The organism is Capnocytophaga granulosa ATCC 51502, from assembly GCF_000411115.1.
GTDB classification, from domain to species: domain Bacteria; phylum Bacteroidota; class Bacteroidia; order Flavobacteriales; family Flavobacteriaceae; genus Capnocytophaga; species Capnocytophaga granulosa.
This window is the reverse complement of record NZ_KE150255.1, coordinates 42,299-55,559: the sequence shown is the minus strand read 5'-3', so window position 1 is coordinate 55,559 and position 13,261 is coordinate 42,299. Positions and strand designations below refer to the sequence as shown.

10 protein-coding genes are annotated in these 13,261 nt (G+C 43.2%); 8 read left to right on the top strand and 2 right to left on the bottom strand.

Features of this window, described 5'->3' with window-relative positions; genetic code table 11:
- The first annotated feature begins 7 nt into the window (after positions 1 to 7).
- From HMPREF9331_RS07750 to HMPREF9331_RS07725, 6 genes are all read left to right on the top strand, one after another.
- Positions 8 to 1,969, top strand: a complete 1,962-nt coding sequence (locus tag HMPREF9331_RS07750) for a protein-disulfide reductase DsbD family protein (protein WP_016420428.1) — start codon at positions 8 to 10, stop codon at positions 1,967 to 1,969.
- A 109-nt stretch (positions 1,970 to 2,078) separates the two neighbouring features.
- Positions 2,079 to 3,770 (top strand): D-lactate dehydrogenase, encoded by a 1,692-nt coding sequence (gene dld, locus HMPREF9331_RS07745; RefSeq protein ID WP_016420427.1) that lies wholly within the window; start codon positions 2,079 to 2,081, stop codon positions 3,768 to 3,770.
- A gap of 99 nt (positions 3,771 to 3,869) precedes the next feature.
- A complete protein-coding gene (locus HMPREF9331_RS07740) occupies positions 3,870 to 4,886 on the top strand; it encodes a hypothetical protein (RefSeq protein WP_234945869.1) in 1,017 nt (338 codons plus the stop codon).
- 21 nt (positions 4,887 to 4,907) lie between these two features.
- On the top strand, positions 4,908 to 5,369 hold the full coding sequence (locus tag HMPREF9331_RS07735) for a hypothetical protein (RefSeq protein ID WP_016420425.1): 462 nt from the start codon (positions 4,908 to 4,910) through the stop codon (positions 5,367 to 5,369).
- A 15-nt stretch (positions 5,370 to 5,384) separates the two neighbouring features.
- Positions 5,385 to 5,798 carry a hypothetical protein gene (locus HMPREF9331_RS07730; protein WP_016420424.1) on the top strand — a complete coding sequence of 138 codons (414 nt, stop codon included), beginning with the start codon at positions 5,385 to 5,387 and terminating at the stop codon, positions 5,796 to 5,798.
- A gap of 72 nt (positions 5,799 to 5,870) precedes the next feature.
- Complete coding sequence (locus tag HMPREF9331_RS07725; protein ID WP_016420423.1) at positions 5,871 to 6,239, top strand: glycine cleavage system protein H; 369 nt, start codon at positions 5,871 to 5,873, stop codon at positions 6,237 to 6,239.
- A gap of 88 nt (positions 6,240 to 6,327) precedes the next feature.
- Here HMPREF9331_RS07725 and HMPREF9331_RS07720 read toward each other — a convergent pair whose 3' ends face one another.
- Positions 6,328 to 7,092, bottom strand: coding sequence for an ABC transporter ATP-binding protein (locus HMPREF9331_RS07720; protein ID WP_016420422.1), 765 nt, complete (start codon positions 7,090 to 7,092; stop codon positions 6,328 to 6,330).
- A gap of 1 nt (position 7,093) precedes the next feature.
- The gene (locus HMPREF9331_RS07715; RefSeq protein WP_016420421.1) at positions 7,094 to 7,831 is read right to left on the bottom strand and encodes an MlaE family ABC transporter permease; all 738 of its coding nucleotides are present in this window, start codon (positions 7,829 to 7,831) and stop codon (positions 7,094 to 7,096) included.
- Positions 7,832 to 8,329: 498 nt separating this feature from the next.
- On the opposite strand from HMPREF9331_RS07715, the gene HMPREF9331_RS07710 reads away from it, so the two are divergent.
- Positions 8,330 to 11,698 carry a SusC/RagA family TonB-linked outer membrane protein gene (locus HMPREF9331_RS07710; protein ID WP_016420420.1) on the top strand — a complete coding sequence of 1,123 codons (3,369 nt, stop codon included), beginning with the start codon at positions 8,330 to 8,332 and terminating at the stop codon, positions 11,696 to 11,698.
- A 14-nt stretch (positions 11,699 to 11,712) separates the two neighbouring features.
- Entirely contained in the window at positions 11,713 to 13,254 is a 1,542-nt protein-coding gene (locus tag HMPREF9331_RS07705; protein ID WP_009641161.1) for a RagB/SusD family nutrient uptake outer membrane protein, read from the top strand.
- Positions 13,255 to 13,261: the final 7 nt, after the last annotated feature.

The following is a 13,261-nucleotide window of genomic DNA, read 5'->3' as shown; positions in this document are numbered from 1 at the left end:
TCAAGATATGAACAAAAAAATACTTACATTCTTTATAGCACTATGGGCAGTGGCTTTTGCTGGTGCGCAAATCAACTTTCAGCCGTCCTTCGGTGGAGGGCAGCAGGATGAGAATCCAGTGGTATGGACATTCTCTCAAGAGAGGCTCTCCGAGGGGGAATACCTACTGACCTTCAAGGGGAAAATAGCCCCTAAGTGGCATGTATATTCGCAGAATAACCCTAAGGGAGGTGCCCTGCCGATGGTTATCACCTATACAACTGAAGGGATAGAGCTGGTAGGCGCTTCTGAGGAAGAAGGCCTACACAAGGCCTTCAATGATGTCTTTGGGGTAGATGAACTCTTTTTTGAGAAAGAGATAAAGATTACCCAAAAGGTAAAACTTACTGATCCCAATGTAAAACATATCAAAGGGAATATCTTCTGCCAAGCATGTATAGATGTGTGTATCAACCTCAAGGAAGATTTCGTTTTCTCCCTTGACGGTTCTGTAGCCCAAGTGGAACAAAAGCAGGTAGATGCCCGCAGTGAGGATATGGCCAAGCAATTGGAGATTCCCCTTAAGAACAAAGAACTCATAGGCAAGCCAGAACAAGAATCCAGCTGGATGGTCTTTGTTTTAGGCTTTTTGGGAGGCTTCATCGCGCTGCTTACCCCTTGTGTATTCCCGATGATTCCGCTTACGGTGTCTTTCTTTACCAAGCAAAGCAAAACGCGTAAGAAAGGTGTCTTTAATGCGATCTTGTACGGCTTCTTTATATTGCTCATCTATGTTCTTTTGAGCATACCTTTCCACTTCTTAGACAATATAGACCCAGAGATACTCAATACCATTTCTACCAATGTATGGCTTAATGTGGTTTTCTTTGTGATTTTCGTTATTTTTGCCTTTTCATTCTTTGGTTTTTACGAAATCACCTTACCTGCCTCATGGGGAAATAAGATGGACAATGCCTCCAGTGTGGGGGGAATCATAGGCATCTTCTTTATGGCGTTGACCTTGGCCATCGTATCGTTCTCTTGTACAGGGCCTATCTTGGGGTCGCTCTTAGCAGGTTCACTCTCTTCGGGAGGAGCTATGCAACTTACCTTAGGTATGGCAGGTTTTGGACTCTCATTGGCCTTGCCTTTTGTACTCTTTGCCCTTTTCCCTTCTTGGCTCAACTCTTTGCCAAAATCAGGAGGTTGGATGACCACAGCCAAGGTATTTTTGGGCTTCTTGGAGCTGGCCTTTGCGCTTAAGTTCCTTTCCAATGCCGATCTGGTACAACACTGGGGACTGCTCAAGCGTGAGGTATTCGTAGGGCTATGGCTCTTGCTTTTTGCCTTCCTTACCCTATATCTGTTCGGATTTATCCGTTTTCCACACGATGAGCCACGCAAGCCACTCAAGCAATATTCCAAAGGGCGTTTGCTTATAGGGGTACTTTCAGCTGCTTTTTCTGTATATCTGCTCTTAGGACTTTTCGGAAAGAATAATCTAAGACTACTTAGCGGATTCCCGCCCCCAGAGTCCTATGCATTTTTCCATAAAGAGCAAAAGAGTGAGCAGGTGGTTTTCAAAGACTATTATGAGGGTATGGCCTATGCCAAGGCACATAATATGCCTGTGATGCTGGACTTTACAGGTTGGGCATGTGTGAATTGCCGCAAAATGGAAGAGCATGTATGGACAGATCCTGAGGTGAAAAAGCTCATGCAGCGTTATGTGCTCATCTCCCTCTATGTAGATGACAAAGAGGAGCTACCCAAGGATAAACAATTTGATTTCAAACACCGCAATGGCCGTGTAGAATACATTAAGACCATAGGTGATAAGTGGGCGACCTTCCAAGAGGTGAATTTCTCTTCGGCCTCCCAGCCTTATTATGTGCTACTCTCCCCTGATACCGAACTGCTCTCTACCCCTGTACAATATGTGGATGTGGAAACTTATAAAGAGTGGCTTAAAAAAGGAGTGAAAAAATAATCCCCCTTTCCCCCGAAGGAGGAAAAATTGATTGCTATAGTTGTCAAAGAAATTAAGTATTTCTCCCCCTTCGGGGGATGGGGGGAACTCAAAACTAAAAACTGATATCGTGAATACACAAAATTTATTGGAAAAACTGCGCCAGATAGTGGGTGCAAAATATGTAATGACTGACCCAGGACAGACCGAACGCTATCGTACAGGTTACCGCTTTGGGACAGGGAATGCCTTGGCCGTAGTACGCCCTGCTACCCTTTGGGAGCAATGGCAGGTCTTGGAGGCTTGTGTGGAGGCCGATGTGATAGTGATCTCCCAAGCCGCTAACACAGGAATCACAGGTGGTTCCAACCCCTTTGGAAATGACTACGACCGCGATGTGGTGATTATCAACACTATGCGCAATGACAATATCCAGCTGATCCTCGATGGAGCTCAGGCGGTTTGCCTACCAGGTTCTACCCTGAACCACTTGGAAGAAGAACTCAAGCCTTACGGACGTGAACCACACTCAGTGATTGGTTCCTCTTGTATCGGTGCCTCAGTGATTGGAGGGGTGTGTAACAACTCAGGCGGTTCGCTCGTACAGCGTGGCCCTGCCTATACCGAGATGGCACTCTATGCACAGCGCAATGCCGAGGGTAAGTTGGAACTAGTCAATCACTTAGGGATAGATCTAGGTACTACCCCACAGGAGATACTCACCAACCTACAGGAAGGCAAGTATCAGAAGAAAGATATACAACAGACAGACAAGAAGGGGCATGACCATGACTACTGCAACCATGTACGCCAGATAGATGCCGATACCCCTGCCCGCTTCAATGCTGACCCTGCCCGCTTATATGAGGCTTCAGGAAGTGCAGGACGCCTCGCCGTCTTTGCCGTACGTGTGGATACCTTCCCAGCAGAGAAACAGACAGCTGTATTCTACATAGGTACCAATGACACGAAAGTACTCACTGAACTACGCCGACACATGCTCGGCTCCTTCGAGCAGATTCCTATCTCAGGCGAATATATCCATCGTACTGCTTTTGATATTGCCGCAAAGTATGGTAAGGATACTTTCTGGTATATCAAGCATGTAGGTACAGAATACCTGCCAAAGCTCTTTGCTTTGAAGGCATGGGCTGATCGTGTGGCTAAGAAGATTCCTTTTATGCCTCACCACTTTAGCGAAAAGTTCCTTCAAGGTACCTCCAAACTCATGCCTCAACACCTACCCCAAATCATGTGGGATTACCGCAACCAATATGAGCATCACCTCATTCTCAAGATGGGCGGCAAGGGAGTAGAAGAAGCCCGCGAATACCTCAAAGAATATTTTGCTGACAAGAGCAAAGGGGCTTATTTCGAATGTGATCCAAAACTTGCCCAAGCGGCTATGCTCTTGCGCTTTGCAGTGGCTTCAGCAGCGATTCGTTACCGCTCGGTGCATGAGAAGGAAGTAGAGGACATCGTAGCCTTGGACATTGCCCTTAAGCGTAATGAAGAAGACTGGTTCGAACAGCTTCCCCCAGAGATAGACAACAAAATCCTCCATAAACTCTATTACGGACACTTTATGTGCCATGTATTTCACCAAGATTATGTGATTAAGAAGGGCTATAACTGTGAGGAAATAGAGGAAGAGATGCTCAAGATACTTGACAAGCGTGGCGCAGAATACCCAGCTGAACACAATGTCGGTCACTTATACCACGCCAAGGATTCTCTAAAGAACTTCTATAAAGAGCTTGACCCAACCAATAGTTTTAACTCAGGTATTGGGAAGACCTCAAAGAAGAAAGACTGGAAATAGTGACAAGTGACTAGTGACGAGTGACTAATGAGGAACTCAAAACTCAAAATTCTAAACTTAAAACTCCTATTGTGTCTGTTGTTGGTGAGTTGTACTTCCATGCCGCTTTGTTATCGGCTATTAGAGTATGGTAATTTTAGTGCTTTGAGTATGCCTCAGGAGCAGGAGGGCTATCAGATAAAGGAGGAAGAACTGCAGATACAGCCTTTTGATAAGCAAGAGGAGGACTATCCTTATAACCAATATGCAGAGCTTTCGGCTCGCTATAAAGTGCAGGCGGAGCAGGCTGGACGTGCGGTATTCTTCTTTATGGCTTCCGATAGTGCGCAACAGAAGGTACAGATAAGAGTCAATGGGGCGCTAATAACTCCTACGCCCTTAGATCCAGCCAAGGACTATTCTTTCCTTTTGCGAGAGGGGAGTAGTATAGACTCTTCCTATGTGTATTATAGAGTCAAGTTTGCCGAGCACTATACCGTCCCTATCAGAGAGCTGAACGATGTGGTGTATTTTCAGGCAGACCTTAAAAAGGGAGAGAATAGTATAGAAACCCAGTATGAGGCAGCAATGGACAGAAGTGGTAGAGGGTTTTTGAATGATTTTTCCTTACACTATCATATACCTGAACCTAAAGAGGCTAACAATTATCCCCGTATAACAGTAACCATGAAGCGTGCCAATGGGCTACAGCTTATTCATACCTCTATGAAGAAATGCTTAGACAAGGGAGAAGATACCTATCTTTGGCAGGCTACTCGTAAGGATAAGGAGCAAGGGTTTTATTGGTATTTTAATAAGCGACTTACTCCCACTGAGCAATTTCTGTTAGATATAGGGCCTATAGGGTTAGGACTTGTTCTTATCTGTATAGTGATCGTTGTACATCTGTATTACCTACGCCAGCGTAACTATACCTTCTGGGATATAGTGGGAATACCTTTCCTATTCTGTGTATTGTGTAATTGGATGGAGCGCTTTATAAGAGACTTTATAGGCGATCACCCTCCTTGTGCAGGGCAGGATAATATATGGTTGTTCCTTTTTCTGCCACTGATGTGCGTGGTGTATTGGCCTATATTGGAGATAGTAAAGAAAATAAGCCGTCGTATGAAGTAACAAACACTTTGTTATATAAATATGAAAAACATAGCCTATAGAGTAGTGAGATACTTTCTTTATAGTATCTTGTTTGTCGTCATTAGCAAGTTTATTTTCTCTATTCCTATTTTCTATCTTTTGACCATAGAGAATTTTCGAGAAAAGATACCATGCGAAAGCACCGATGTGATTTCATGTGTTGTATTCTTTGTCTTGCTGTTATTATTAGAGCAAAAAAAGAGGGATAGTTATGGGTTTTACACCTTATTCTATGTTTGTTTTCACCTTCTGTCGGCTATGATTTTTGTCATCTATCAGTATATGAAATTATCTTTGGTAATGGCAGAGGAGGAAGAGATCCATATTTGGAACAATTTTCTCTCGTATAAAGAAGATATGATACAGTTATTTCTCAGAAGAAGTCTTAATGCAGGTATTCTTTCTGTTTATATAGTCTCGTCCTTCTTTATACTAAAGAGGTATGTAAGTGGCAAGCTATAATTTAGAATAAACATTATGAGCAACAATAGATTTTATCTAAAAAAGTACCTCACCTATAGCCTCCAATTTTTGTTGGCTTTTGAGCTGATGATGTTTTGTTCCTCTTTGGCGATGACCCAAAGGCAGGAAGCTATGGTACGATTTGTAGAATACCAATTTATTTTTGTGTCTTTAGGGGTTATATTTTTCCTGCTGCTACTGCTTTTTAGGACGATAAAGAAAGATACTTATGCTTTTTACTTTCTATTCTATGGCTGTTTTATCTTTTTAGCCACTGTAAGCGATATGGGGTGTCATTATTATCAGAAGGAGCAGCCCCATTATGAGCTAAAGACCATGCTGTCTGTCGGGCTTACGCGCTCCAGTTACTTTTGTATGATCATTGTAGCGTCCTATGCGATGCTGAAAAAATATATAAACAACAAATGAAGTGAAGAGTGAAAAGAGACTTATTATTTGCTATTCATTATTCACTATTCACTTTTAATTATTCACTAAATTATGGAAGATTATCGTTTTACGCCAGAGCACTTATGGGTGCGAAAAGAAGGAGAGGTGTTTTATGCAGGTATTACTGATTTTGCACAGCAGCAACTCAGTGATATTGTATATGTAGAGGTAGAAACTGAGGGGCAGACCCTCGAAAAAGAGCAAATCTTTGGCACTATAGAGGCTGTCAAAACCCTATCAGACCTCTATATGCCTATTTCTGGGGAGATTGTAGCCTTTAACAAGGAACTTATCCGTAAGCCCGAACAAATCAATAAGGCACCTTATGAGGCTTGGATTCTTCAGATAAAACCTACTCACCCTGAGCAGTGGGACGAACTGATGAGCGAGGAAGCCTATAAATTAATGACTAATGACTAATGACTAATGACAAGTGGCTAGTGACTAATGACCTATGGATTAGTTATTTGTCACTTGTCATTAGTCACTTGTCATTAGTCACTTGTCATTAATCATTATCTAAGTACATCTTCCTTACTTTTTTAAACAACTCGGAGGAGTATACGAAGTCGGTAACGGCTTTATTATCTGTCTTGAAGATAGTATCTTTGCTACCTTCCCACTCTTTGTAGCCATTTTTGAGGAAGATAATCTGTTCGCCTATCTCCATTACGGAGTTCATATCATGGGTGTTGATAATAGTGGTGATGTTGAACTCCTCAGTTACGGTGTGAATTAGGTTGTCAATGACTATAGCTGTTTTAGGGTCAAGACCAGAGTTGGGTTCGTCACAAAAGAGGTATTTAGGTTCGTTGACCACCGCGCGGGCAATAGCTACACGTTTCTGCATACCCCCAGAGATCTCTGAGGGTTTCTTGTGATGGGCATCGACCAGATTGACTTTCTCTAGTACAAAATCCACCCGATCTTTCATTTCCGCAGGCGAGAGCTTGGAGAACATCTCAAGGGGGAACATCACGTTCTCCTCCACCGTCATGGAGTCAAAGAGGGCACTGCCCTGAAAGACCATACCCATTTCTTGGCGGAGCTTACGGCGTTGCTCCTTGTTCATGTCGTTATACCTGACCCCATCGTAGATGATGTGTCCGCTATCGGGTACAAATAAGCCCAAAAGGGTCTTGAGGAAGACCGTCTTTCCTGAACCACTTTGTCCGATAATCAGGTTGGTTTTTCCCTTGTGAAAAGTAGCGGAAATACCTTTGAGTACCTCTACTCCGTCAAAGGATTTTTTAATATCTTGAACTTCAATCATATTACGTAAGCAGAATTTGGGTAATGATAAAATCAATGACAATGATGGCCACACTCGTCCATACAAAAGAGATGGTGCTGGCCTTTCCTACGTCTAAGGCGCCCCCCTTCATATAATACCCATGATAGGCAGGGATAGTGGCTAAGACAAAGGCGAAGATCACACTCTTGATCAGCGCATAGGTGATGTCAAAGGGGCGGAACTGAAGCCTGATACCCTCTAAGAACTCGGCCGAGGTAGCATAGTGCCCTACAGTGGCGGCGATATATCCCCCATATATCCCTAAGGCCATGGACATACAGATCGCAAAAGGATAGAGCATAAGGGCGACTATCTTCGGGAATATCAGGTAGTTAAGCGAATTAACTCCCATGATATCCAGCGCGTCAATCTGTTCGGTTACCCGCATGGTACCTATACTGGAGGTGATAAATGACCCCACTTTACCCGCTACGATGATAGAGGTAAAGGTAGGAGCAAACTCCAGAATAAACGTCTGTCGGGTAGCGAAACCAATAAGGCTTTTAGGAATCAGTGGGTTGTCAATATTCAGTGCCATTTGTATAGCAATTACCGCCCCCACGAAGAGGGAGATAAAGGCAATGATTCCCAGCGAGCCGTACATAAGGTCGTCTATCTCTTTGAGAATGAGTTTTTTAGTAATAGACCACTTGGTACGTTTGCGGAATATCTCGTATAACATCAGGAAATACCTCCCGATTGCTTCTATATGTTTCATTGTAATAGTTTGAGAGGGCAAAGATACAAAAATAATGATTAATGCAATAATTATTAGTGATTAATACAATGATGATTAATGATTAATGCCAATAATGATTAATGCCAATAATGATGAATTGTTATAAAAACTTAATTTGTTAAAACGGTTAAATTATCAATTAAGAGACAGTGATATATTCTATTTATAAGATAATAATCTATGGAGGAAAAATAGCTATAATGTTCATTATAAGGCTGTTAATATATTTTTGTTGAGAATTAAAAATAAGTATTGTTTTTAGTGTTTTGATTTTGTGTTTTTAATAAAAACGGTTAATTGCGTAATATTAATTAGTTTTGTTAATAATTAACACTATGTTTTGTATAGTTTTCTGTGTAAATTGGGGATGTTTTACTTAATAAAATGTTGGCTGCGGAAATAGTCACGTAAAAATTTGTTTTTCTCAGATTTTTTTCTGAATATTTGCAAAACTAATTGCTTAAACGTATCAAGAACATGAAAAGAAAATGGTTGTATGTGCTACTGGGGTTTTTATGGCTCACATTCTCGGGGTTATATGCTCAGGAGCAGACCGTAACAGGTGTGGTCAAGGACCAAGATGGGCGGCCTTTGTTAGGTGTCTCTGTAGTGGAGAAGGGAACCACTCATGGAGTGGATACCGATTTGGAAGGGAAGTTCTCCATCAAGGTGGCGGGTGATAAATCCGTACTTGTTTTCTCTATGGTAGGTAGTACTCCAGTGGAGCGAATGGTGGGGAATAACAAAGTGTTGAATGTGGTTCTTAAAGAAGAAGTAACAGAGCTTACAGGCCTTGTCTTCACAGGTTACCAAGAGATAGATAAAAAACTCTTTACGGGTAATTCGCAAACACTTAAGATAGACAACATCAAGCAAGATGGAGTTGTAGATGTGGGTCGTATGCTTGAGGGGCGTTCAGCAGGGGTCAATGTACAGAACCTCTCAGGTACTTTTGGTACTTCTCCTAAGATTACCATACGTGGAGGTTCTTCTATCTTTGGAGATACCAAACCCCTCTGGGTAGTGGATGGAGCTGTACAAGAGGAGGTGGTGAACCTTTCCTTCGAACAGTTAGCCTCTGGAGATGCCTCAACCCTAATTAGCTCAGCAATCTCAGGGCTAAATGCCAATGATATTGAGAGTATAGAAATCCTTAAGGATGCCTCTGCACTTTCCCTATATGGAGCACGTGCGCTTAATGGAGCCGTAATCATTACTACCAAAAGCGGAAAACGCAATGTGAAGACACAACTGAGCTACCAGTTGGAGGAGTCTGTACGTATGATTCCTAATTATGCACAATTCGACCTGATGAACTCCCAAGAGACCATGAGTGTCTATCGTGAGTTGGAGCAAAAGGGCTATTTAGACCGAGCTACTTATATGGCTGCTCAGCAAGGTGGGGCTTACTACATCATGTACCGAAATACCGATACCTATAACCCTGCCACTGGTCGTTTTCTATTACAGAACAGCCCTGAAGCACGTAATGCCTTCTTGCGCAAATATGAGTATGCCAATACGGACTGGTTCAAAACTCTCTTCCGACCTTCCTTAACTCAAAATCATACCTTGAGCCTTAGTGGAGGAGGAGAGAATACGACTATCTATAGTTCCTTGGGCTTCTTTGTAGACCCAGGATGGACTATAGCCGATAGGGTACACCGTATTACCGGAAATATCAAGACCACTTATGACCTCTCTTCTAAGGTGAAGATAGGTATCCTAGCACAAGGAGCCATCCGTAACCAAAAAGCACCGGGTACCTTCTCCCGTTCGAGCAATCAGGTGACAGGGGAGTACGAACGTGATTTCGATATCAACCCCTTCAGCTATGCACTTAATACCACTCGTGCACTACGCCCCTATGATGATGAAGGCAACTACGATTATTATCGTATGAACTATGCCCCTATGAATATTCTTAAGGAGCTAAAGAATAACTATATAGATCTGAAGATGATGGAGTACAAGCTCCAAAGCGACTTAGAGATCAAGTTTACTCCTGAACTCAAATATAAGTTCTTAGGTTCGGTACGTTATGCCCAAAGTACCCAAGAGCACACTATCACCGAAGGTTCCAATGTGGTAGGAGCTTACCGAGCCAACGATAATATGATTATAGGGGAGCGTAACCCATTCTTATACCGCAACCCTGATGATCCTTCAGCCCTCCCACAGGTGGTTCTTCCCAACGGAGGTATCTATAAGCTGGAACAAAATAACCTCCAAAGCTACTACTTACGCAATGCCTTGGAGTACAATAAGGCTTTCAAAGACCAAGATGAGCAGGATAAGCATACTCTTAAGCTCTTCTTAGGACAAGAATTTCGTTATACCGATAGGGATAACCAATCCTTCGATGGTTATGGCTATCAGTTCAATCGTGGTGGAGTAGTCTTCACCGATCCTCGAATCATAGAGAAGGTGATTGCCGATAACGCCCAATACTTTGATCGCTCTACCGGTCGTGAACGAGGGGTAGCTTTCTTCTCTCAAGCATCCTATGGCTTCCGCAACCGCTATATCCTCTCTGGTACACTGAACTATGAGGGTTCTAACCAGCTAGGTAGAAGCCGTAAGGCTCGTTGGCTCCCTACTTGGAATATTAGTGGTCGCTGGAATGTAACCAACGAACATTTCTTGCCGACGACCCATGCCCTTTCTAACCTCTCTTTCCGTCTTAGCTATGGACTGATTGCAGGACTGAACAATATAGGAAATGCCTTACCTATCATGGTCAGTACCATCACCCCCCGCTTCCGCAACCAGGATAATGAACGCCTAATCCGTATCCTTTCTCTCCAGAACTCAGACCTTACTTGGGAGAAGGTATATGAGACTAACTTTGGTACCGACATAGGCTTCCTTTCCAATGCGATCTCCCTCTCGGTAGACCTCTACCAGAAGAACTCCAAGGACTTATTAGACATCGTGCGTACTTCCGGTATGGGAGGGGAAATGAATAAGTATGCTAATGATGCCTCCATGACCACTCGTGGGGTTGAGCTAGTACTAGATACTCGTAACTTCAAGACTGAGGATTTCACTTGGAGTACTAGTGTGAACTTTGCTTATTTTAACCAAGAGATTACCTCCTTAGCCAATGCCTCCAACAGTGTTTTCAACTTAGTACGTGAGACAGGGGGCAATGTATTGGGTAATCCACGTAACACCCTTTATTCCTATGATTTTGCTGGTCTTAATAGCCAAGGAATGCCGCTATTGAACCTCAAGAACGGAAGTACTGATTATAAAGATATTGATTTCCAAGACCGTGATAATATCCTCTCCTATCTCAAGAAAGAAGGAGCGGTCGATCCCAACATCACAGGAGGACTTAGCAATACTTTCCGTTACAAAAATTGGGAGCTAAACTTCCTCATTACCATGCAAGCAGGCAATAAGATTCGCAAGGCACCCCTATACAAAGGAGCTGGCTATGATGACTTAAGTGTCTTCCCAAGAGAGTTCAAGAATCGCTGGGTAGCCCCTGGAGATGAGGCCTTAACTCAAATCCCAGGCATTGTCTCTCAGCGAACACTCAATGAGGAAAACAAGGCCTATATCTCAAGAGCTTATAGCGCTTATAACCACTCTACCGCTCGTGTAGTCGATGGCTCTTTTGTACGAATGAAGAGCATCTCTCTCTCCTATACCTTTGATAAGGAAGTTTTGGAAAATCTGAACATAGGGAACCTGACCCTACGCTTACAAGCCTCCAACCCCTTCCTAATCTATGCTCATAAGGACTTGAACGGACAGGATCCAGAATTCTTCCGCTCTGGAGGAGTAGCCTACCCAATCACACCTCAATATACCTTTACTATTAATCTTGGAATCTAACAAAACAGCAACTCATGAAAAGAAACAAATACTTGTCCCTCTTGGCCTTAGCCCTTACCTTGGTGCTGAGCGCCTGTAACAAAATATTAGACGACCTACCTGATAGCCGTACAGAAATAGATAGTACTGAAAAAATAGAGGAACTCTTGGTCGGTGCGTATCCTAATCGCTTTCCTACCTACATCGCAGAGATGATGAGTGATAATGTAAGCGAGAAAACCTCCTTCTTAGGCATCTCAACCCTTAATACAGATATGTATTTCTGGAGAGATAACAATGAGATAGATGGAGAGGACAATACCCCAACCGACTATTGGATAGCCTGCTATGCAGCCATTGGGGCAGCTAATCAGGCCTTGGAATCCTATGCTGAATTAGGCGAGACAGCCCAATATAACTATATTAAAGGAGAAGCCTTGGTAGCACGAGCCTATGCCCATTTTATGTTGGCTTACCTTTGGTGTAAGCCTTATAATGAGGCTACCGCTACCACAGATTTGGGATTGGCCTATGTTACTGAGCCTGAAAAGCATGTCTTTGGGCGATACACTCGTATCCCACTTAAGGAATATTATGATGCCATAGAGCGAGACCTCACTCAAGGGCTTCCCTTGCTCGATGATAGCAAATATAAGCAACCTCGTTTTCACTTTACCACAGCGGCAGCTCATGCCTTTGCTACGCGCTTTTACCTAATGAAAGCCCAGTGGGATAAGGTAATTGAACATGCCGATGCCGTTTTGGGAGCCAATGCAGAAACTAAGCTCAGGAACATAAAAACCCTCAATGCGGTAGCTCTTGAGTCCAGAAGTGCTTACTATACAGAATCCACTAATCCATCGAATATACTTGTGGGGACGGCTCGCTCTGCCTTGGCCTATCGTTTCCAGACTCATAAGTATAGCCTAACTTTGCAAAAGATGGCGGAGATCTGTTCTCCTCGTAATACCCATCCTTTGAACTTTTCCAATATCAGTTGGGAAGCAGTTAATTCGGCTTTGGGAGATGGTGCAGGTAATATCGTTTTTCCTAAGTCTAACTACTACTATAAGTATGTAAATCGTTCGGCAGGTACTAGGGTTTATTATAGTGCAGCGGTTTTGTTCTCTTATGACGAGGTTTACCTCAACCGCTTGGAAGCCTACCTAATGTCTGGCAACTTAGATCAGTTCCGTCGAGATCTCTTTACCTATCTCATTCCTAAGACCCATAATAGCTCCCGACCCAATGAGGCTTATCCCTTCCCTCGTATGACTTTCGAGCGCTATATGACTCAGGCGGCACTTGATAGGCGTTATCAGGGTAGAGGAGTTGATTTCGATCCTTCCTATCCCCTCACAACCCGACAGAGAGAATGGCTTCAAGCTGTGGTGGATATCCGACGAGTGGAGTTTGTACAAGAGGGTTTGCGCTGGTTTGATAACAAGCGCTTAGGGATGAAGGTCGTGCATAAGGTGGGTGATGGCCAAATAGAACTCACCAAGGACGACCCTCGTCGAGAGCTTCAAATTCCTAATAGCGCCCTTGAATTTGGTATGGCACCCAACCCTCGTTAATCTTTTT